This is a genomic window from Streptomyces sp. NPDC050439, assembly GCF_040655335.1.
GTDB lineage: Bacteria > Actinomycetota > Actinomycetes > Streptomycetales > Streptomycetaceae > Streptomyces.
The window spans coordinates 91,490-107,873 of the sequence record NZ_JBFAJT010000005.1 but is presented as its reverse complement, the minus strand read 5'-3'; the positions used below and the strand labels follow the sequence as shown (position 1 = coordinate 107,873).

Annotated in this window: 36 protein-coding genes; 6 read left to right on the top strand and 30 right to left on the bottom strand. The window is 69.7% G+C overall.

Annotated elements, in window-relative coordinates:
* Nucleotides 1-97 precede the first annotated feature (97 nt).
* The 5 genes from AB0I66_RS21615 to AB0I66_RS21595 all read right to left on the bottom strand — a co-directional run bounded on the left by AB0I66_RS21615 (nt 98) and on the right by AB0I66_RS21595 (nt 3,476).
* On the bottom strand, nt 98-1,435 hold the full coding sequence (locus AB0I66_RS21615; protein ID WP_363209532.1) for a phage terminase large subunit: 1,338 nt from the start codon (nt 1,433-1,435) through the stop codon (nt 98-100).
* A complete protein-coding gene (locus tag AB0I66_RS21610; RefSeq protein WP_363209531.1) occupies nt 1,432-2,139 on the bottom strand; it encodes an endonuclease VII domain-containing protein in 708 nt (235 codons plus the stop codon). The genes AB0I66_RS21615 and AB0I66_RS21610 overlap by 4 nt, the downstream gene beginning before the upstream one ends.
* Before the next feature lie 98 nt (nt 2,140-2,237).
* Nucleotides 2,238-2,771 carry a hypothetical protein gene (locus AB0I66_RS21605; protein ID WP_363209530.1) on the bottom strand — a complete coding sequence of 178 codons (534 nt, stop codon included), beginning with the start codon at nt 2,769-2,771 and terminating at the stop codon, nt 2,238-2,240.
* A gap of 98 nt (nt 2,772-2,869) precedes the next feature.
* The gene (locus AB0I66_RS21600) at nt 2,870-3,043 is read right to left on the bottom strand and encodes a hypothetical protein (RefSeq protein WP_363209529.1); all 174 of its coding nucleotides are present in this window, start codon (nt 3,041-3,043) and stop codon (nt 2,870-2,872) included.
* 16 nt (nt 3,044-3,059) lie between these two features.
* Nucleotides 3,060-3,476 carry a hypothetical protein gene (locus tag AB0I66_RS21595; RefSeq protein WP_363209528.1) on the bottom strand — a complete coding sequence of 139 codons (417 nt, stop codon included), beginning with the start codon at nt 3,474-3,476 and terminating at the stop codon, nt 3,060-3,062.
* A 100-nt stretch (nt 3,477-3,576) separates the two neighbouring features.
* Here AB0I66_RS21595 and AB0I66_RS21590 point away from each other — a divergent pair, with 100 nt between their 5' ends.
* Nucleotides 3,577-3,828 (top strand): hypothetical protein, encoded by a 252-nt coding sequence (locus AB0I66_RS21590; RefSeq protein WP_363209527.1) that lies wholly within the window; start codon nt 3,577-3,579, stop codon nt 3,826-3,828.
* On the top strand, nt 3,825-4,061 hold the full coding sequence (locus tag AB0I66_RS21585; RefSeq protein WP_363209526.1) for a hypothetical protein: 237 nt from the start codon (nt 3,825-3,827) through the stop codon (nt 4,059-4,061). Before AB0I66_RS21590 ends, AB0I66_RS21585 begins: the two co-directional genes overlap by 4 nt.
* Nucleotides 4,062-4,127: 66 nt before the next feature.
* On the opposite strand, the gene AB0I66_RS21580 is transcribed toward AB0I66_RS21585, so the two are convergent.
* The 11 genes from AB0I66_RS21580 to AB0I66_RS21530 form a co-directional block, all read right to left on the bottom strand.
* Nucleotides 4,128-4,409, bottom strand: a complete 282-nt coding sequence (locus AB0I66_RS21580) for a hypothetical protein (protein WP_363209525.1) — start codon at nt 4,407-4,409, stop codon at nt 4,128-4,130.
* 161 nt (nt 4,410-4,570) lie between these two features.
* Nucleotides 4,571-4,738, bottom strand: a complete 168-nt coding sequence (locus AB0I66_RS21575; RefSeq protein WP_363209524.1) for a hypothetical protein — start codon at nt 4,736-4,738, stop codon at nt 4,571-4,573.
* 247 nt (nt 4,739-4,985) lie between these two features.
* A complete protein-coding gene (locus AB0I66_RS21570; protein WP_363209523.1) occupies nt 4,986-5,192 on the bottom strand; it encodes a hypothetical protein in 207 nt (68 codons plus the stop codon).
* Between the two features lie 36 nt (nt 5,193-5,228).
* Nucleotides 5,229-5,930 carry a hypothetical protein gene (locus AB0I66_RS21565; protein ID WP_363209522.1) on the bottom strand — a complete coding sequence of 234 codons (702 nt, stop codon included), beginning with the start codon at nt 5,928-5,930 and terminating at the stop codon, nt 5,229-5,231.
* Nucleotides 5,927-6,451 carry a hypothetical protein gene (locus AB0I66_RS21560; RefSeq protein WP_363209521.1) on the bottom strand — a complete coding sequence of 175 codons (525 nt, stop codon included), beginning with the start codon at nt 6,449-6,451 and terminating at the stop codon, nt 5,927-5,929. Before AB0I66_RS21560 ends, AB0I66_RS21565 begins: the two co-directional genes overlap by 4 nt.
* A gap of 3 nt (nt 6,452-6,454) precedes the next feature.
* Nucleotides 6,455-6,622 carry a hypothetical protein gene (locus AB0I66_RS21555; RefSeq protein ID WP_363209520.1) on the bottom strand — a complete coding sequence of 56 codons (168 nt, stop codon included), beginning with the start codon at nt 6,620-6,622 and terminating at the stop codon, nt 6,455-6,457.
* Nucleotides 6,622-7,470 (bottom strand): protein transporter Sec31, encoded by an 849-nt coding sequence (locus AB0I66_RS21550; protein ID WP_363209519.1) that lies wholly within the window; start codon nt 7,468-7,470, stop codon nt 6,622-6,624. Before AB0I66_RS21550 ends, AB0I66_RS21555 begins: the two co-directional genes overlap by 1 nt.
* 24 nt (nt 7,471-7,494) lie before the next feature.
* Complete coding sequence (locus AB0I66_RS21545; RefSeq protein ID WP_363209518.1) at nt 7,495-7,881, bottom strand: hypothetical protein; 387 nt, start codon at nt 7,879-7,881, stop codon at nt 7,495-7,497.
* Nucleotides 7,878-8,054, bottom strand: a complete 177-nt coding sequence (locus tag AB0I66_RS21540; RefSeq protein WP_363209517.1) for a hypothetical protein — start codon at nt 8,052-8,054, stop codon at nt 7,878-7,880. The genes AB0I66_RS21545 and AB0I66_RS21540 overlap by 4 nt, the downstream gene beginning before the upstream one ends.
* Nucleotides 8,054-8,224, bottom strand: a complete 171-nt coding sequence (locus AB0I66_RS21535) for a hypothetical protein (RefSeq protein ID WP_363209516.1) — start codon at nt 8,222-8,224, stop codon at nt 8,054-8,056. Before AB0I66_RS21535 ends, AB0I66_RS21540 begins: the two co-directional genes overlap by 1 nt.
* Nucleotides 8,221-9,141, bottom strand: coding sequence for an HNH endonuclease (locus tag AB0I66_RS21530; protein WP_363209515.1), 921 nt, complete (start codon nt 9,139-9,141; stop codon nt 8,221-8,223). Before AB0I66_RS21530 ends, AB0I66_RS21535 begins: the two co-directional genes overlap by 4 nt.
* Before the next feature lie 196 nt (nt 9,142-9,337).
* Here AB0I66_RS21530 and AB0I66_RS21525 point away from each other — a divergent pair, with 196 nt between their 5' ends.
* The 4 genes from AB0I66_RS21525 (at nt 9,338) to AB0I66_RS21510 (ending at nt 10,548) form a co-directional block, all read left to right on the top strand.
* Nucleotides 9,338-9,613 carry a helix-turn-helix domain-containing protein gene (locus tag AB0I66_RS21525; protein WP_363209514.1) on the top strand — a complete coding sequence of 92 codons (276 nt, stop codon included), beginning with the start codon at nt 9,338-9,340 and terminating at the stop codon, nt 9,611-9,613.
* A gap of 2 nt (nt 9,614-9,615) precedes the next feature.
* Complete coding sequence (locus AB0I66_RS21520) at nt 9,616-9,984, top strand: DUF6221 family protein (protein ID WP_363209513.1); 369 nt, start codon at nt 9,616-9,618, stop codon at nt 9,982-9,984.
* 70 nt (nt 9,985-10,054) lie between these two features.
* Nucleotides 10,055-10,294 carry a hypothetical protein gene (locus tag AB0I66_RS21515; RefSeq protein ID WP_363209512.1) on the top strand — a complete coding sequence of 80 codons (240 nt, stop codon included), beginning with the start codon at nt 10,055-10,057 and terminating at the stop codon, nt 10,292-10,294.
* A 41-nt stretch (nt 10,295-10,335) separates the two neighbouring features.
* Nucleotides 10,336-10,548, top strand: coding sequence for a hypothetical protein (locus AB0I66_RS21510; protein ID WP_363209511.1), 213 nt, complete (start codon nt 10,336-10,338; stop codon nt 10,546-10,548).
* 16 nt (nt 10,549-10,564) lie between these two features.
* On the opposite strand, the gene AB0I66_RS21505 is transcribed toward AB0I66_RS21510, so the two are convergent.
* From AB0I66_RS21505 to AB0I66_RS21440, 14 genes are all read right to left on the bottom strand, one after another.
* The gene (locus AB0I66_RS21505) at nt 10,565-10,735 is read right to left on the bottom strand and encodes a hypothetical protein (protein WP_363209510.1); all 171 of its coding nucleotides are present in this window, start codon (nt 10,733-10,735) and stop codon (nt 10,565-10,567) included.
* Nucleotides 10,736-10,938: 203 nt separating this feature from the next.
* Entirely contained in the window at nt 10,939-11,157 is a 219-nt protein-coding gene (locus AB0I66_RS21500) for a hypothetical protein (RefSeq protein ID WP_363209509.1), read from the bottom strand.
* A gap of 63 nt (nt 11,158-11,220) precedes the next feature.
* Nucleotides 11,221-11,994: a hypothetical protein gene (locus tag AB0I66_RS21495; RefSeq protein ID WP_363209508.1), complete on the bottom strand. Its 774-nt coding sequence runs from the start codon at nt 11,992-11,994 to the stop codon at nt 11,221-11,223.
* Nucleotides 11,991-12,203, bottom strand: a complete 213-nt coding sequence (locus AB0I66_RS21490; protein ID WP_363209507.1) for a hypothetical protein — start codon at nt 12,201-12,203, stop codon at nt 11,991-11,993. Before AB0I66_RS21490 ends, AB0I66_RS21495 begins: the two co-directional genes overlap by 4 nt.
* Entirely contained in the window at nt 12,200-12,553 is a 354-nt protein-coding gene (locus AB0I66_RS21485) for a hypothetical protein (protein WP_363209506.1), read from the bottom strand. Before AB0I66_RS21485 ends, AB0I66_RS21490 begins: the two co-directional genes overlap by 4 nt.
* 190 nt (nt 12,554-12,743) lie before the next feature.
* Nucleotides 12,744-13,010: a hypothetical protein gene (locus tag AB0I66_RS21480; RefSeq protein ID WP_363209505.1), complete on the bottom strand. Its 267-nt coding sequence runs from the start codon at nt 13,008-13,010 to the stop codon at nt 12,744-12,746.
* Nucleotides 13,007-13,426, bottom strand: a complete 420-nt coding sequence (locus tag AB0I66_RS21475; RefSeq protein ID WP_363209504.1) for a hypothetical protein — start codon at nt 13,424-13,426, stop codon at nt 13,007-13,009. Before AB0I66_RS21475 ends, AB0I66_RS21480 begins: the two co-directional genes overlap by 4 nt.
* On the bottom strand, nt 13,423-13,716 hold the full coding sequence (locus AB0I66_RS21470) for a hypothetical protein (RefSeq protein ID WP_363209503.1): 294 nt from the start codon (nt 13,714-13,716) through the stop codon (nt 13,423-13,425). Before AB0I66_RS21470 ends, AB0I66_RS21475 begins: the two co-directional genes overlap by 4 nt.
* Nucleotides 13,713-13,898, bottom strand: a complete 186-nt coding sequence (locus AB0I66_RS21465; RefSeq protein WP_363209502.1) for a hypothetical protein — start codon at nt 13,896-13,898, stop codon at nt 13,713-13,715. The genes AB0I66_RS21470 and AB0I66_RS21465 overlap by 4 nt, the downstream gene beginning before the upstream one ends.
* Nucleotides 13,895-14,614: a hypothetical protein gene (locus AB0I66_RS21460; protein WP_363209501.1), complete on the bottom strand. Its 720-nt coding sequence runs from the start codon at nt 14,612-14,614 to the stop codon at nt 13,895-13,897. Before AB0I66_RS21460 ends, AB0I66_RS21465 begins: the two co-directional genes overlap by 4 nt.
* Before the next feature lie 73 nt (nt 14,615-14,687).
* The gene (locus AB0I66_RS21455) at nt 14,688-15,317 is read right to left on the bottom strand and encodes a hypothetical protein (protein ID WP_363209500.1); all 630 of its coding nucleotides are present in this window, start codon (nt 15,315-15,317) and stop codon (nt 14,688-14,690) included.
* 77 nt (nt 15,318-15,394) lie between these two features.
* Nucleotides 15,395-15,724, bottom strand: a complete 330-nt coding sequence (locus tag AB0I66_RS21450) for a hypothetical protein (protein ID WP_363209499.1) — start codon at nt 15,722-15,724, stop codon at nt 15,395-15,397.
* 38 nt (nt 15,725-15,762) lie between these two features.
* Complete coding sequence (locus tag AB0I66_RS21445; protein ID WP_363209498.1) at nt 15,763-16,110, bottom strand: hypothetical protein; 348 nt, start codon at nt 16,108-16,110, stop codon at nt 15,763-15,765.
* An 11-nt stretch (nt 16,111-16,121) separates the two neighbouring features.
* Nucleotides 16,122-16,382, bottom strand: a complete 261-nt coding sequence (locus AB0I66_RS21440) for a hypothetical protein (protein ID WP_363209497.1) — start codon at nt 16,380-16,382, stop codon at nt 16,122-16,124.
* Nucleotides 16,383-16,384: the final 2 nt, after the last annotated feature.

Sequence of the window (16,384 nt, the reverse complement as noted above, 5' to 3'; positions counted from 1 at the left end):
GTTCCGTAAATACTCCAGCATCCTGCTGTGATGAGTGTAAATCCTGTTGTCAACATGAACGCTGGCCGCAAATCTTTCAGCTTCAGGGTCTTCGTCATCACAGCCACCTCAGTCGTGTCCGCCCCACCAAATCCCGCGCCGCGACCATGTACCGGCCCGCATCCATCCCGTGATCGTTCTCCTTCAGTGGGACCTCCGGCGACGTGCCGCCCGGCTTGACCGCCCACACGTAGCCGGTGATCTCTTCCTCCGTGCTGCACGGCTTCTTCGCTTCATCGAGCGCAGGGTCCCGCTCAACCAGCGCATCGCGCATGAGGAACAGACGCGGCCGGCCATCACCCGCCACCTTCAACCGCGTCTGGAACGCCTGAATCCCCGGCGACACCGCCTTATGCGCGGCCGACGTGCCGAGCTCCAAATGCTTCTCCAGCGTCGCCCGGTCCTCTGCGTCGTGATCGCAGATCACCGCGCGGGGCTGCGGTTCCCGCCACTTCCCCGACGGGTAGACCATCAAGCCCCGTGCCTGTCGCGCGTGATCCTCGACCAGGCGCCGCGTGTGGTAGATCTCCCGGTACAGGAACAGGCGGCCGTCCGGATCTTCCGCCCACCACTGCATGACGAACGGGTTCGTGAACCCGAAGTCGACCGTCAGCCAGCGGGTCCAGTCGGGCGGGACGGTGAAGCGGTCGACGAGGTGGACGGCCTCGTCGAACCCCGGATAGATCAACCCCTCGGCCGCAGCCCATGTCCCATCGCGCAGGCGCAGCTTGCGCACGCCGGTGAGCGCGTCGAGCTTCGCAAAGTACGAGGCGCCCACATCGGTGAACGATCCGTCCGCGCGCACGTATGCCGGGTTGTCGGCGTGCCGGGAAGTGAGCATCCGGGCTTGGCCCTGGTCACACCTCTGCTTGATCCAGTGCGTCGGGGCGGACGGGTTGCAGGCGCCCATCTGCTGCTGCCACGACAGCTTGCCGTTACGCAGACGCGTGCCGACCGACTCCCAGTCGTTCAGGGTCAGTTCAGTGGCTTCGTCGCCGAAGACCATGTCGTATTCCGCCGACATGATCTTTTCCGGACGGTCCATCCCCGCAACGTCGATCTTCGCCCCGTTGCCGTACCGGTAGCCCGGGGCTTCGCGTGCTGACCCGCCGAACCACTTGACGATCCCTCGCGCCAGCGCGTCGGCAGCCACCTTCTTCTCCCAGGTGACAAGGGTGGTGGAGCCCAGGGAAACGGCTGTCTTCCGGAAGATCAGAAACCGAGCATCTGGGTTGTGGAGTGCGGTGAGATGCATGCGGAAGAGACAGGCCAACGACTTCCCGGTACCAGCTGGGCCAGCCATGAAGACCTCGGCCTCGCGAGCGCGGAAGAGCTTGCGCGCCGCGCCGCGCGGCTCGTAGCGAACTACCGCATCTTGATCGAGGGCCGTGGTCACCTCCGCCTCCGAATGAGGTAGTCGGCAGCTGCCCGAACTCGCACCGGGTCGTCACGCAGCAGGCCGATGGCCATGTTGCAGTTGGAGCAGAGCAGGCCGCGAACGCAGCGCCCGCATGCCCGGCTTCCTGAGCAGCAGGAGTGATCGTGGTCGACCGCCATGGCGCGCCCACTCTCGTTCGTCCCTCCGCAGATGGCGCACCCACCGCCCTGCTCTTCGAGCAGCGACGAGTACTGCTCAGCGCTGATGCCGTACAGCTTGCGGACCGCGAGGTCGTGCGCGCAGCTGGTGCAGCGCGAGTCGAATCCATCACCGGTGCGGGTGACGGGGCGGAAGGCTGAGGTCGGCTTCCATTGCTTGCACGTGGCGCAGCGCTTGTTCCCCTCGGCGTCTCGGCCGCGCGGGTTCACGCGGTCGTTCAACGGCGTGAGCGAATTGCCCTTCCGCTGCTGCGCGTAGTGGCTGGCGCATAGGCCCTTGGCGGAGCGGGGGCGACCGCAACCGCCGAAGGAGCAGGTATAGACGGCGCCCGCGATCAGTGCCGGGCCGGGGTCGCCGGTCCGCTTCCAGCGTCGCCAGTGGGGGTTGCAGTACCCGCTGGCGTAGTGCGAGCGGGCGCATCCGCCGAGAGTGCACTGTCCTCCGACGGGCGTGCGGGAGTGCGTAGTCTGGGTCATGTCGATCTGCTCTCTCAGGTCGGCCATGCCCCGGGGGTGTTCGCGCACCCGCCGGGGTCCTCCGTTGCCCCCAATTCTATCGTTGGCGCAGGTCAACCGCCGTGCGGATGGCGCGACTTGAGCGATCATGTGAGGTCCGCCGGGTCCACGCCGACCACCTCGTACCGGACCGCCCCGGCCACGTTGACCTTCTGCGCGGCATCGGCACCGGTGAGCTTGCGGTAGGACTCCCGGATGGCCCGCATCTCGCGGATGGCGGCGAGCTTGGGCCCGTCGTCGAGGAGCGGCGTGCCGTCGGCCCCGGCGACCACCTTGCCGTGAGAGACGACGACGTGGTCCCGCTCCAGCACCTCCAGCGCGGCGACGAACAGGTCGTCGAGCTGCGCGGCCTCGGTGGCGATGAGCTCGGCGCCGGCGGTCTGCAGGACAGCTTTGCGGCATTTCTCGATGGCTCGCCAGCAGTCGCCGCGGTTGCGGTAGCCGGTCGCCTCGGCGATCTGCTGGTAGGACATGCGGGGGTTGTCGGCCTTCATCTGGGCTGCGGCGGCGGCGCGTTGTTCGTGCTCGATGGTGGTGATGAAGTGTCCGCGGGCGTCGCGGGCCGAGCCGGGCGGTGGGGGTGGTCCGGCCGGTACGGGTGGCTCGTTACCGGTTTCCATGGTCTGATGGTAACGAGGGTTGGCAAGTTGTATGGGCGCAGCGTGAAGGCCCGCTCCCGGGTGGCGATCCAGGGGGCGGGCCTTCTGCGTGCGCGGGGTCAGGCGTTGTTGCGGCCGTCGATCTCGTCGCTGACGTGGTCGGCGTAGTCGGCGTGGAATTCCTTCACGCGGTCGCTGCCCGCGTAGTCGTCGGTGGTCAGCAGCAGGCAGGCGTCGCGCTCGTCGTGGAGGCTTTCGGTGGGCATGTCGGCGAGGTGCTCGGACCGGGGCACGGTGTTCTCCTTCGGGTCAGGCTGCGAGGGCGTCGGCGAGGAGCTGGACGCGGCGGGCGATCGGGACGTCCACCGGGTAGAGGACGCGGACGGTGGCCAGGCCGCAGCTGGTGCGAGTCGTCTCGGCGGGGGCGGGGCGCGCGACCAGGTAGCTGGTGCGGTGGACCGTGTAGGAGATCAGGCGGTCGAGGCGGAAGTCACGGCGCTCGCCGGTCTCGCGGTCCATGGCCTTGACGAGGATGTCGCCTGCCGTGCTGACGTAGAAGTCGTAGATCTCGACGGTGCGGACGGTCTCGACGAGGTGGCCGGTCTTCTTGCCCGCGTCGTCCTTCTCTTCCTTCAGGTAGGTGATGGTGACGGGGTGCTGGCGGTCGTGGGTGGCGATGAGGCGGGTGAGGGTCTGGGTGCTGCTCTCGTTCGCGGTGCGCCTCATCGGATCCCCCTCGTCGTTTCCTTGTGGGTACACAGTAAAGCTAAACCGTGTACCCACACAAGGGGTTGCGTTGAACTATCCGTGTGGGAACATGAGCGACATGGCCGCAGACGACAAGGACCACACGTTCGCCACCCGCTTCCGCCTCCCGCGCCGCATGTGGGACGCCTACGGAACAGCCGCCGACCGGCAGGGCGTTGACCGCAGCGCCGACCTCGTCGACCACGTCCGCGGCTTCATCCGCGCCCACGGCAATGAGCAGGAACTCGCCGAGCTGAAAGCCGCGGAGCAGGAACTCGCTGAGCGCCGCGCACGCAGGGGCGGCCGACCGAAGAAAGGCCAGACCGCATGATGCAATCCCTCGTTCTCGACGGGCCCGCGCGCGGCATGGGCAAGCTGTACGAGCAGCTGCGCTGGGGCAAGAGCGCCAAGCGCCCTGGACTGGCGGACACGCTGCTCGTGACTAACCACCACATGGGCGGCATGCTGGACCAGATGCGCCAGCTCGACGAGGCGCGGGTCCGGGAACTGCGTGACCGCAACCGCGCTGAAGCGGCGGCCGAGCGGGAGGCGGCTGGCCAGTAGCCCCGCCCCGCATGACGAAGGCCCCGCCCGGACACCTCCCGGACGGGGCCGCTACCTGTCGGTAGATCAGACGCTGCCGTTGATCGACCCGTCGTCGTAGTAATCGAGCGTGTCCCGCTGCTTCTTGGGCATGTCGTCGAGCGCGTTCTCCAACGACCAGTTCAATAAGACGGCGTCGTAGTTCTTCTGTGACAGGCCCTCACACTCCGAGGGCCTGTCCGTCTTCGTCGCCTCCTCCGTGAGCGCGGCCTCGCACTCCTTCGCGATCTCCTTCTGAGATGCCGAACAGCCGACCGCGGCCCCGGCGAGCAACAGGGCGGTGGCGAGCAGGGTGGTGGTGCGGCGCATGGTTCCCCCCAGGCTTGTGAGGCGTGGAGCGTAGCGGGGCCGGCGGGCGCTGCGGGTGGGAACGGCGAAGCCCCACCGCTTCGGGGGGATGCGCGGCGGGGCCTCATGCCGGGCGCTACCCGGCGCGGAACCTTCAGTGTGGCAGCGACGACCGGTGCGCGTCAGTCGAGCGGTATCTCAACCTGCTTGATCTTGCCGTTCGTCGACAACTCCGCATGGATGGCGCTGTCGCCGGAGATGCCGGCGCGCTCGGCGGCCTTCACGAACGCGGCGAGCTCGTCGAGGGTGAGGTCTTTGTCTTCACCGGTGAATCTCAGTGCGGCGGGCATGGCGCCATGGTGACGCAGAGAGGCCCTGCCGCGCGAGAGTGCGGCAGGGCCGTGTGCATCGGTGCAGGGCTCAGCTACTGGCAGCCGTGGCCCATCGGATAGTGCCCGCCGCACTTCTCGCAGTAGACGGTGATGTGCCGTCCGTCCTCGTCGGCCATGATGGCGCTCCTGTCTCGTGTGATCGGGATAGGTGAACCGGGGCGGCCGGGCTGCTTGGCGGTAGGACGGCCGCCCCGGGGCTCGTGGGTTACTTGCCGATGGCGTTACCAGGGGCCATGCGGACGACGCCGTTCGGATCGTCGGCGGCTACCCAGTCGTGGTGCTCGCGGCAGTAGTAGAGGCCTTTGGCCTTGCGCTCGGCGCAGTAGGACTCGGTGGAGTCCCAGCCGTTGGTGGACAGCTGGTAGCCGCATGTCTGGCTGCTGCGGGCGGGCTCGGTACGGACGGTTTTCATGGCGATCTCCTGGGCGTCGGAATGTGGGGCGGGCCGCTAGGTCTTGCCGATGTCCTTCTGCTGCGCCTGCTCGGCGGCGTCGAAGAACCGGGATACGAGGCTGCTGGCGTCGACTCGGGCACGACGTAGCTGGGTCTCCGCGGGGTCGCGGACCAGCCGCCCGCCTTCTCCGATGGCCTCTACACTCAACCCCTTCTGAGAGGGGTCCTCGTCGTCGTTGTTGGCGTTGGTGTTGTTGGCTGACCTGCAACAACAACCCTGGCCGTGTTCCTCGGAAGGGGCGGGAGGGATGTCCGTGTGATGCACGCCCGGCCCGTTCCCCTTGGGCGTGCGCACGCCTGCCCGCACGTCGATCCGCTCGGCCTTCAGCAGCCTGCGAACGGTCTTCGTGTCGGCGACGCCGAGACGCTTACGGAGCGCGGTCAGCAGTACGTGCTGCTCGCCCTTGCTGAGCTCACGCAGCGCCTCGCCGACGTCTGGCAGCTCCTCCTCGTCGGCCTCGTCGCCACCGCTGCGCCGCCCCACGATCCAGGCCCGTGCCTTCTGCCATCCGACGCAGACGATCACCCCGGCGACGAAGTACGCGACGTACGGCACCGCGGTCACGATCAACCGCAGGACGAGCACCGCGGCGCCCGCGAGGATCAGCGTCACGAGGGCGCCCGCGATCCGGCTCGGCGGTGCATCCTCCGCGGCCTCGGCCTGCTGCTCGGCGTCCTGCGTCGTCTCGTCGCTCATGCCAGTGCTCCGTAAGCGGCGCCGTACACCTGGTCGCCAAGCCAGTTCACGGCCTGCGCGATCGGCACGGCTGCGAGCCCTGCAACGCCTGCGCTGGTGCCGAGGCAGATGCCGCACCAAGCGCCCATCTTGAGTCCGCGCCCGTACTTCGCCGACTTCTTGATGGTGACGATGATGGCCACGGTGAGGATGAGGACGATGCCGCCGCCGCCTTGCGTGAGCGGGAGGTAGGCGGCGCCGGACGAGCGCTGTCCGGCCTGCCCACCGACCCCCCAGACCAGTGCTGCGTCACCGAGCCAGTTCGTGATCCACAAGGCGGTGTCGGCGATCCAGCCGATGATGCCGCCGACGCCGAGGGTGACCAGGACGCCGTACGTCCAGGCGATCAGGAACGGCAGCAGGCCGCCGGCCTGGCCGAGGGGATCGCTCTTGAGGGATTTGAAACCGGGCCACCACTGGATGAAGGCACCGACCAGGATGCAGATGCCGATGGTGACACCGCCGAAGGTCACGTAGGTCATGGGTCAGTGGCTCCAGACGGCCGCGACGAACACGGTGGCGGCGGCGAGTAGGGCGACGGTTCGGATGGCCGGCAGCGCGTACCGGCCGACATCGTGTTCGGGGGCGCAGGCGATAAGGCCGAGGAGGGCGAGGATCGCGAGCATCGGGAAGACGATCAGGGCGAGGAGCATCACGCGCCCTTCCGGACTTCGCGAAGGGTGCGCTCGACGGACGACTCCTTGGCGTTGGCGTCGGCAACCTGCCGGACGTAGCGGAGGACCGCATCCGGAGCGGTGACGCCGCAGGAGACAGCCATCCGGACGGCATCCGCGATGGTCATCGGGCCGGACACGGGCAGCGCTGGGATCTTCTCCGGGGCCTCCTCCTGATCCTCCGGAGGCTCCGGAGCCGCGTCCGGGGACATCCGGAGGGCGCTCTCCTCGGCATCCACCAGGCCTCGCGCACGGGTCAGTTCACGGTTGATCGCGACCATGGCGAGCTCACCGCCGGCCTCCGCGCGCTGCTTGTCGACCCACTGCTGTGTCTTGTCGTCGAGCGGCTTGGCGTGGTGGCGCAGGACGATGGTCCACAGCGCCTTGACGATGCCGGAGACCACAGCGCCGATGATCCCGATCGCTTCTTGCCCGGCGAGCCAGCCGTGCGCGCCGACCGCGACCATGGCCACGGCGAGAGCCCCGTGCCCCATGTTGCGGGGCAGCTCGGCGCGCTTCGGGTCGTAGCGGGCGAGCCACTCGATGGCCATGCACAGGATCCATGCGAGGTCGAAAGCGACCGCGGCGGCGTACGCGGCGGGCGCGATCGTGACGCGCGCGAGGAGATCGCCGATGGAGGCGGTGGACCAGGCGACCGCGACGGCGACGAGGAGTCCGGCCGCTGCGGTGACCGCGTTCAGGATGAGGCGGTCCCAGTCGCGGGGCGGAACGGGTACCTCGACTTCGTACCGGTCGAGAACCATCTCGGTCTTGCCGTTCACGGTGTGCGGTACGAGGCGAGTGCGCTGGATGGGGCGGGTCTTCACGGGAGGTTCCTCCGTGACCGTGGGTCAGAGGGATGCGAGGCAGAGCGTGTAGGCGCCGGCGCGGCGGACGTGCGTGGTCTCGGGTACGTCGTGGCACGGCTTGGCCGCGCGCGGTGAGTGGAGTGAGGCGACGACGCGCAACGCGCCGGGCGTGCATGCGGTGCGTGTGGGGGTGGGGGTAACGCAGCTGCCTGCGGGCCAGGGGTGGCGCGTAGCGGGCGGGGGCTCGGGTGCGCCCTGCGGCGACGGCGCGGGTACGGCTTCGGGCTCCGGGCGCGCGGGTGCTGCTGCGGCGGCGCCGGTGCCCGTCCACCACTCCTGGTTGAACCGCTCGTACGCGACGGCGGCCGCGACCGCGGGCCCGCTGAGTGTCAGCAGGACCGCGGCCGCCGCGCGTGCGAGCCGCCTCACGTGATCACCAGGCCGACGAGGGCGGCCAGGGCGAGGACGCAGAGCAAGAGGATGGATCCGCACCCGCTCTGCGGCTCGTTGTCGAAGCTGGCGCGGTCCTGGAGTTCCCGCTGCGAGCGGCCTACGCCGTCACGGCGCGGCCGATGCCACTCACCCCCGAACGTGTCCGGCATCAGCGGGTGCCTCCCTGCTCGTTGCCGTGAGCGCGGGCGTGGGCGAGCTGGTCGCGTGCGGCGGCCTCTTGTTCGGCGCGGAGGGCCTGCGCCTTGGCGTAGTCGGCGGCGGCCTGCAGCTGGAGGGCAGCGACGCGCTCGGCCTCGGTGGGTTCGGGCTGCTGACTCACCGCTGTCCCTCCCTTGCAAGGCGGGACAGGCGCAGCGCCTCATTGGTCTGCCGCGTCACGGGAACGATGTGCGCGGGGTTCACGCACGTCCGGACCAGACAGAGGTGCTCCAGCACGCTGCCCTCGGGGGCCGCGCCGACGAGCGCGAAGTAGGCGAAGCGGTGGGCGTTCACCTGCCTCTTGATGCCGTCGGCGGCGAGGTGGAACATCCCGTAACCGGACCTGTCGCAGTTCGCGGTCCACTTCCAGCACGTCTCGGGAGCGGCTTCGCTGACCTTGCTCCAGAAGCGGTTCATGTCCGACTGCGTGATGGCGTGAGACCACCCCGTGGACGAGGAGAAGTGGCCACCGGGGCGGGCTGGTGCGCCGAAAGGGAGGTCCGTTCGCGCGGGCGGAACGTCACCGGGTGAGATCGTCAACGGCGAGCCGGTGAAGCGGAGGCGGGCGCAGGTGCGGCAGTAGCGGGTGCCGTCGCTCCCTTGCCCGGTGTTGGCCGCGGTGAACTCGTGGTCCTTGGCGCAGTGAGTCTTGCGCGCGTTGATGGCGGCCGGTGCGATCGGCGACCGCATGATGTTCTCGCGGCAGGTGACGGCTTCCAGGTGATCCGGGTTGCAGCAGGCGCGTACGCGGCAGAGATGGTCGATGTGGAGGCCGTTGGGGATCTGTCCCTTGTGGATCTCGTAGGACACCCGGTGTGAGTAGAGGTCGCGGCGCGCGATCGTGATGCGGCCGTACCCGTTGGGCAGTCGGGAACCGGTCCATGCCCAGCATCCGCCGGGCGCGGCGCGGTTGATCTTCACCCAGAACAGGCGGGTGATCTGCTCTTGGGTGAACTCGATGGGCTCGCCCCTGAGGTGTACGACGCGGGTCGTGATGGGGATGGGCTCGGGCGGGTGGCCGACAGTAAGGTCTTCCACGGACCTGCTCCTTCTCGCGTTGTGGGTAGGTCCGCCCCCGGCCCATATGGCGTTCCAGCGCCGGGCCGGGGGCTTACTTGTTGATCACGGCCGGAGGGGGTCCCTCGAACCGTTGTGTAGGAAGCTACACGCTGTGTAGAGTCCTACACAAGACGGTTGGGACGATCCGCCTCCCGAGCCCCGGGAAGGAACGGACATGGACGACCGGGCAGAGGAGGTGCAGCGCGTGCTGGATGCCATCGACGCGCTTACTGAGGGGGAGTCCCCTGAGGCGAGGGCCAGGAGGCTGACCGACCTGTTGAAGTCCGTCGGCGAGAAGGTTCGGCGTGAACGGCGTGACGCTGTACTGGAGATGCAGGCGGGCGGTATGTCTTACCGCGACATCGCGAAGGCGGTCGGCGTGAGCTTCGGCCGCGTTCGCCAGATCATCGCCGATGACCCGGATAAGCCGTCCGGCGATGCGGAGGCGTAGCGGTGGATGATCTCGTGCAGTGGCTCGGCGAGCAGTACGACGAGGAGCAGCAGGCGGCCGAGGAAGCGCTCAGGAAGACGACCACGACGCGCCGCCGGATCGGCGGCGAATGGGTGGAGGCCACGGTGCAGCCGCCGGAGTGGCGACGCTCGGCGTGGCCACCGGAGCGGGTGCTGCGCGACATCGACGTCAAGCGGCAGCTGCTCGTCGAGTTCAGAGAAGCGGGGTCAATGCCGGACACCCCTGAGAATCGCGCTCGACACGACTGGCCGGGAGACTTCGGGTACCTCCAGGGCCTCGCGCGGGCAGTACGCATTGCGGCGGTGGCCTACGCGGACCGGCCGGGCTACCTCGAGGAGTGGCGGCCGTAGCTGTACGCGTCCGAGCTCCTACCTCGCGGGTCGAGGTAGGGGCCCTGTGCTGCCCGCTTAAGATCCACGGGTGGCTGACATCACCGATGAATTGATCACGCTGGAACGTTCCGCCGAGGAGGCGCGCGCCAAGCTCGCGGGCCTCGACGGCGAGGACTACGCGGCGCAGTGGCGCCTGTGGGCTGACGCCGCGGAGGCGTTCCAGGCGGCCGTCACCGTGCACGCCACGGAGACGGGTCAGCCCCGGCATGTGGTCGAGATGGCCGCAAAGAAAGCCGTACGGCACGCGGACGAGGACCCGGTGGACTAGCCCAGCCTGCGCCCCGCCGCGCCTGCCCGCAGGCTGGGGGCATGGCCCCCAGCCCGGTAGTGATCTATCCGCCCGATGAGGAAGGCGGCCGGCGTATCCGCATCGACGGGTCGATCCTCGGCCGGGCGTACTCGGTGCAGGACGTCGCGAAGTTCATGCAGGAGGCCGGGCTCCAGTCGTTCGATGAGGTGGACGTCGTCCGGTCGTCGCTGATCGACTGGCGCGGTGGCGGGCCGGACGTCTGGACGCACTGATCGAGCGCCGCCGCGATCAGTGCGAGCGCGGCTTCTTCAGCGCGGCGAAGCTGCGCGCCATCTCCTCGCCTGCCTTCTGCACGGCCGGGGCAAACGCACGGGCCGCCGCGTCCATCCAGTCGAATACCTCGGCGACGCGATCGGCGGTGGCCGGGTTGGGCTCGGGCTTGATGAGTGGCACGGGCATTGGGCTCTCCCTCGTGGTGGCTGGCCTCAGGATGGCACGGAGCTGTACGCCGCGGAGGGAAGAGTGCCGGGTCATCCCTGACGCTGCGTTACTGGGGGTGCGCGGCAGGCGCAGAGATAGTTACGCCTGGGTGTAACCATCTCTGCGACCGCGCCCCAGGGCGGACACACAGCGTCATCTGGAGACGCGCTCAGCCTCGGGCGTCAGGCTGCCCGGAGCCCCGCGAGGAGCGCCTCGCGGGTGAGGCTGAAGACGTGGCGGCAGCGGTGGAACCAGACGCGCTGGCCGTCAGCCCGCTGGGTGATCCGCTCGGAGCGGAGGCCGCAGGCCGGGCAGCACGGCAGCGGTGTGAAGGGGTCGTCTTGCTGGGCGCAGAGGCCGGCAATGAGGCGAGCGGCGCTAGCGTGGTTGAGAGTGATCATCGCGACAGTCCTTCTCGTTGAGAGCGCAGGGCGCTCGGGGCCTGGCGCGGACCGCTGCTCACGCTACTCGTGGGGCTGGCTGCTGTCGACGGGCTGCTCCTTGGGCGGGTTGAGGACGTCGCGCCACTGCTCGACGGTGCGGACGCTGATCCATCCGGTCTGGAGACAGGGCTCACCGGGGTGGCCCTTGTGGACGAAGTTCCGGAGCACGGTGTCGAGGGTGGTCGCGAGCAGCTCGGCCCGGTCTCGGTGCGCGTGCAGCGCCGCGCACGCCTGCTCGTACGCCGACGCGGTGGGGTAGGGCTGCCGGTCGTGGGCGATGGCGAGGTCCCGCTCCCGGGTCAGCTTGATGATGCGGCTGGTGAAGATCGGCAGGACGGCCGCGGTGACGTACTGGGCCCACTCGTCGACGGTGTGTGCGCCGGTGCCCGCGAGGATCATGCGGACTGCGGCCTCGCACCGCTCGCGGAGTTCGGCGGCCGGCGCCTCGTCGGTGGGACAGCCGCATCCCCAGTTGTGCGTCTCGGGTGTGGGGCAGCCCCGGAGGTCGACTGCTGCGGGGGTTGGCTGCTCGTCGAGGGTCTTGCGGAGTTCGGTGGCGGCGCTGCCGTATGCGCGGAGGACAGCCCACCGGGAGGCGAGCGCGCGGGCTCGGTCGATGGCGGCCTCGGCGTGCTCGGCACGCTCGCGTTGCACCTTCAGCCGCCGCTGCGCGTCGTCCGCGTACCACTTGAAAGTGCGCTCCCCGGTGGCTGCCTTCTCGGCGACTGCGATCTTGCGGTACAGGGCGTCGAGTTCGGCATCGGTGATCGTGGCGGCGGTGGGTCGGTCGCTCACTTCGTCCTCCGTGCTGCGCGCGCGGCTGCGCGCCTGGTCTGTCGGTTCGGGCGGGGTATCTCGGCGGGGTCGGGGTCGCTCCAGCCGAAGGGGTTCTCGTCGCGGTCGATGTCGACGACGACTTCGCCGAGGTGGACGAGCTCGGTGTCCCAGGCGACGCCCGGGGCGGCTATGTGCTCGCCCCGGGGTGCGCTGCTCGGGCCGCTCACGCTGCGCTCCAGTGCTCGCGGTTCGGGCATTCCTCTTCGTGGGCGGTGCCGCGGGAGACGAAGTAGGCGGCGCAGCACGCGCCGGCGAGTTCCACGCGCACCACTGCGGCGGCGTCTTCGTCGGCCCACGCCTTCTCGCGGGCCTGGGTCTCGGCTCGGATCGCGGCGGCCTGCTGCTCGTCGGCGAGTTCGGACTCACGCACGACAGAAAGCACGGGGACGACCGAGGCCGCGGCGAACATCCACCCCGCCCACGCTTCGCCGTAGCGGAACTGCTGCACGGTGGAGAAGGCGAGCAGGATGAACACGAGGGCGTGGAGGCTGCACAGGCCGCGGGCGAGTCTGGTCATGGGGTCACCTGGATGTCTGCGAGGGGTACGCCGGCGTCGAGTTGGTCGTGGAGTTCGCGGAGGCGGCCGATGGCGCGGTCGCCGCGCCGGTTGAGGGCGCGTCGTGTGGGGGCGGGGAGGTGGTTCCAGCATTTGCCGCAGAGGTACATGCGGGGTGCTCGTGGGCGTCCGCATCCGCGGCACAGGGTTGTCATCGCGGGGCCTCCGGGGTGGTCGGGGCGGTTGTGGTGCGCGCGGGGCTCTGAGTGCCCGTGTGCCCGTGTGTGGCGGCGTGGGGCGCGGAGTTGGGTGCGGAGGCGCTGCGGGCGCTCCAGTGGCGCACCAGGCGGCGCGTAGCGGTCACGACGGCGGACGCCAGGGCGGCGATGCCGAGCAGTCCGCAGGAGACGATCAGGCCGACGGTCACGCACGCGCCGATGATGATCAGCGTGATCGAGTCCGTGAGGTCGACGATCACGGGGCGGCCCCCGATCCCGGGCCGAGAAGCCCGAGCTGCCAGCCCAGAGCGACCGCGTGCGGGCACGTCTTCGCGCCGAGGTGCCGGCGTAGCTGCTCGCGGCGGTTGTACGGCAGGGTGTCGCCCCTTGCGAGGGCGATTAGCGTCTCGTGTCGTCGTGGGGTGAGGCGGCCGGTGCGCTGGATGGTCTCGGGGGTGAGGCCCTCCATGTAGCCGTGTTTGTAGGCGTAGTTGACGAGCAGGGTTTGTGACTGTCGGTGCAGGCCGATGCGGGTGCAGGCTGCGGCGATGTGCTGGTGGACGTTGCGGGCGTCGGGGAGGCGGAGGTCTGCGGCGATGCGGGCGGCACCGTGGCCGCGTGCGAGTCCGGCGATGATCTGTCGGTCGAGGGGTGTGAGGCACTCGGTGTGGATCATGGCTGCGCCTCCGGGTTGTGCTCGGCCTCGACGGCGTACCTGTAGGTCCCGGCTTGGGCCGTCTTGCGGCCGAGTCGGCGGGCGATGCGTTCGGCCTTGGCTCGGGCACGACGAGCCGTGCACGCAGTTCCAGCGCGCGTCAGCCATCCGGGGACGGTGACCTCGTACACCCAGTTCTCAAGGGGCCCTCGTATGAAGGGCACGTCGCTACGGGTGCATTCGCGGACAGTGATCTCGGCGAGGACGGGATTCTCGCCGGTGGTCGTGTCCGCTCTACGGTTGCGGGTCACAGGTAGCTCCCGGTGGGCCAGGTGGTGCGGATGACCTTGCGGCGGGCGGCGAGGCCTTGGCCGTAGGTGTCGGGGCTGAAGTGGTGCCGGCGGAGGTGTCGGGGCACGACGACGCAGCGGCATTCGTCGGTGGGTGCGTCGGCGGGGATGAAGTGCCCGCGGACGCAGCGGCGCGTGGTCACGATTGGCCGCCCTGCTGCGCCTCGTCGGCCATGCGGCGCAGCTCGCGCGCCACGTCCCCGCCGCCGATGGCGTAGGAGCAGTCGGGCCCGTAGCGCTCATCCATCAGCCGCTCGGCGATGTCGGCGGCCTCGCGCAGCACGGCGAGCCGGTTGCTGCGCGCTTCCTCGACTGCCTGCTCGGCGGTCTCCTCGCGGTCGACCGCTTCGTTGGCGCGCTGGTTCTCCGCGGTGAGCAGGCTGCGCAGGTGCGCGACTTCGGCGGCGCGCTCGGTCTGGGCTACGGCCATCGCGGCGTCGGCGCGCCTGCGGTAGTCGCGTTCGTCGTCCTCGTACATGGGCGGCCAGTTGTGGCCGTCACGGCGGGCCATGGCGGCGGCGTACGCGTCCAGGCGTGCGGCCTCGTCGGCGGGCGCAGACGGCACGGCGGCTTCGGTGCTGGCGCGGCGGAGCAGCTCGTCGAGCATCGACTCCGAACCGGGGATAGCGCGGTACAGGACCGTGTTGCGGAGCTTCTCGGTGGTGAACTCGACCTCGCAGGTGATGTCGCAGTACGTGTGCTTGCCGCGGGCGTGCTCGCGTTCGGTCTCCTCGCGGTCGGCGCGCTCTTCGTCGGTCTCGGCGGGCGCGGGAGGGATGGGGGTGGTGACCGCGGCGAGCAGCCGGTCTTGGTCCTGCTCGGCCTTGGTCTTCAGCCACTTGGGCCGGTGGTCGGCCATGGTCATCTCCGTGTGGTCGTGGTGGACTGGTCGGGTCGGCCGCCCGCACTTCGATTGCGGGCGGCCGGTCCTGTCAGACGTGGCGGAACGTGATCTCGGCGAGCTGCTCGCGGGCGTCGGTGATCGTGGTGCGGCCCGTCGCGAGGTCGTAGATCAGGCCGACGGCGTGGTACTCGCCCTCGTCGGTGGCGTCGCGGAGACGGCTGGCGATACCGGCGATCAGCGCGAACACGTCGCTGTCCGCGTCGGCCGACTCGTTGGGCTCGGGTTCGTCGAGGGATGCCGCGGCGTCGTCGAGCGCCTCCTCGATGCCCTCGACGAGCGCGGTGCGGATCTCTTCGGGCGTGGTCGGCTGGTACGCGAAGTGGATGCGGGCGATGGGGAACGGGCCGCTGTTGATGGTGATCTCGTGTTCGGTGGAGGGCTGGAGGCCGTCGGCGCCGAGGTTGATGGCCCACTCGGACACGTCGGCCGCGCCCTCGATCAGCGTGTGGATCTCCCCGACCGGCACGCCGAGACCGTCCTCGCCGACCACGCCCGCCCACGTCGCCTCAGGGCCGCTGTCCGGGGTGCGGTGGGAGTCGATGTACGTGTCGGGCAGGGAGCGGCGGATATCGGCGGCGGTGGGCAGGATGACGAGGGCGGCGAGGCAGTGCGCGGCTTCGGCGCGGAGGTCGTCGTCGGTGTACGGGGTCTCGTTCATGGGCTTCTCCAGGTGGGGTGTGGTGTGCTGGGTGGTGCGCCCGCCCGTGGCTCCAACACGGGCGGGCGTCCTGCTGCTCACGCGTTCGGGTCGTGTCCGCCGAGCTCCTTGAGCAGGGCGAGAAAGCCGCGCGCGCCGCCTTTGAGGCTGAGGCTGATCTCCTGCGCGGCGGTCATGACGGACCGTGTCCAGTCGACGAGCGCGCCAACGTGCTTGGCGGCCGCGGTCGCAGTGGCCTCGGTGTCGAACGCGGCGACCACGTGGCCCGCGTGGTGGCTGAGCAGCCACCGGTGCTGGAAGTCGGGGCGGAATCCCTCGGGCGCTTCGAAGACGAGGAGGCCCGGCGCGGCTTGCACGGCGTCGACGGTGACGGGGCCGATGGTGGTGGGGATGGTGGCGGTGGGCATGGTGCTCCTTCGTGGTGTCGGGTCGGCGGCCGTACGGCTCACCGCGGCACGGTCTCGTCGGCCGCAGGGAACGGGATCGGCAGACCGGTGAGGCCAGAGGGCCGGTCACGCTCGGGGTGGTCGACGTCGGCCGGCATGTGGTCGGTGATGATCTGCCGCAGCCAGTCGGGGAGTTCCGCGGCGGGTGGCCACAGCTCGGCGTCGTCCTCCCACTCGACGGCGAGGTCGATGCGGGTGATGTCGGTGCGGGCGCCGTAGGTGATGCGTAGGCCGTGGGGGTGTCGGGTGCGTCCGATGGTGTTGGTGAGGGTGGGGGCGTTGGTGAGGTCGATGCGGACTTGGGAGCGGATCTCTCGTACGGCGGTGGTCGGGGTCGGGTGGGTCATGTCGTCGCTCCTCAGGCGCAGATCACGCAGCGGTGGTCGGCGACGTTGTTGTCGTGGCAGCGGTCGACGCAGCCGCGGCAGTGAGGCGAGGACGCGTATTGGGCGCGTTCCTCGAAGCCGGTGAGGGCGGGGACGAACGGCTGACGGCACTTGGCGCACGCCGCGGGCTGCTCATCGGCGCGGAGGGCCTGCTCCTCGCGGGCGAGCTCGGCGTTATCGATGGCGGCGAGGGTGGCGTCGAGTTCGGCGGGGGTCAGTGGGCGGTCGGTCATGG

Bases quoted from the DNA above. Each gene is read 5' to 3' on its own strand.
- AB0I66_RS21610 (WP_363209531.1), bottom strand. From the start codon at position 2,139: ATGGCCGACCTGAGAGAGCAGATCGACATGACCCAGACTACGCACTCC.
- AB0I66_RS21605 (WP_363209530.1), bottom strand. From the start codon at position 2,771: ATGGAAACCGGTAACGAGCCACCCGTACCGGCCGGACCACCCCCACCG.
- AB0I66_RS21595 (WP_363209528.1), bottom strand. From the start codon at position 3,476: ATGAGGCGCACCGCGAACGAGAGCAGCACCCAGACCCTCACCCGCCTC.
- AB0I66_RS21590 (WP_363209527.1), top strand. From the start codon at position 3,577: ATGGCCGCAGACGACAAGGACCACACGTTCGCCACCCGCTTCCGCCTC.
- AB0I66_RS21585 (WP_363209526.1), top strand. From the start codon at position 3,825: ATGATGCAATCCCTCGTTCTCGACGGGCCCGCGCGCGGCATGGGCAAG.
- AB0I66_RS21580 (WP_363209525.1), bottom strand. From the start codon at position 4,409: ATGCGCCGCACCACCACCCTGCTCGCCACCGCCCTGTTGCTCGCCGGG.
- AB0I66_RS21575 (WP_363209524.1), bottom strand. From the start codon at position 4,738: ATGCCCGCCGCACTGAGATTCACCGGTGAAGACAAAGACCTCACCCTC.
- AB0I66_RS21570 (WP_363209523.1), bottom strand. From the start codon at position 5,192: ATGAAAACCGTCCGTACCGAGCCCGCCCGCAGCAGCCAGACATGCGGC.
- AB0I66_RS21565 (WP_363209522.1), bottom strand. From the start codon at position 5,930: ATGAGCGACGAGACGACGCAGGACGCCGAGCAGCAGGCCGAGGCCGCG.
- AB0I66_RS21560 (WP_363209521.1), bottom strand. From the start codon at position 6,451: ATGACCTACGTGACCTTCGGCGGTGTCACCATCGGCATCTGCATCCTG.
- AB0I66_RS21555 (WP_363209520.1), bottom strand. From the start codon at position 6,622: ATGCTCCTCGCCCTGATCGTCTTCCCGATGCTCGCGATCCTCGCCCTC.
- AB0I66_RS21540 (WP_363209517.1), bottom strand. From the start codon at position 8,054: ATGCCGGACACGTTCGGGGGTGAGTGGCATCGGCCGCGCCGTGACGGC.
- AB0I66_RS21525 (WP_363209514.1), top strand. From the start codon at position 9,338: ATGGACGACCGGGCAGAGGAGGTGCAGCGCGTGCTGGATGCCATCGAC.
- AB0I66_RS21510 (WP_363209511.1), top strand. From the start codon at position 10,336: ATGGCCCCCAGCCCGGTAGTGATCTATCCGCCCGATGAGGAAGGCGGC.
- AB0I66_RS21505 (WP_363209510.1), bottom strand. From the start codon at position 10,735: ATGCCCGTGCCACTCATCAAGCCCGAGCCCAACCCGGCCACCGCCGAT.
- AB0I66_RS21500 (WP_363209509.1), bottom strand. From the start codon at position 11,157: ATGATCACTCTCAACCACGCTAGCGCCGCTCGCCTCATTGCCGGCCTC.
- AB0I66_RS21485 (WP_363209506.1), bottom strand. From the start codon at position 12,553: ATGACCAGACTCGCCCGCGGCCTGTGCAGCCTCCACGCCCTCGTGTTC.
- AB0I66_RS21475 (WP_363209504.1), bottom strand. From the start codon at position 13,426: ATGATCCACACCGAGTGCCTCACACCCCTCGACCGACAGATCATCGCC.
- AB0I66_RS21460 (WP_363209501.1), bottom strand. From the start codon at position 14,614: ATGGCCGACCACCGGCCCAAGTGGCTGAAGACCAAGGCCGAGCAGGAC.
- AB0I66_RS21455 (WP_363209500.1), bottom strand. From the start codon at position 15,317: ATGAACGAGACCCCGTACACCGACGACGACCTCCGCGCCGAAGCCGCG.
- AB0I66_RS21450 (WP_363209499.1), bottom strand. From the start codon at position 15,724: ATGCCCACCGCCACCATCCCCACCACCATCGGCCCCGTCACCGTCGAC.
- AB0I66_RS21445 (WP_363209498.1), bottom strand. From the start codon at position 16,110: ATGACCCACCCGACCCCGACCACCGCCGTACGAGAGATCCGCTCCCAA.
- AB0I66_RS21440 (WP_363209497.1), bottom strand. From the start codon at position 16,382: ATGACCGACCGCCCACTGACCCCCGCCGAACTCGACGCCACCCTCGCC.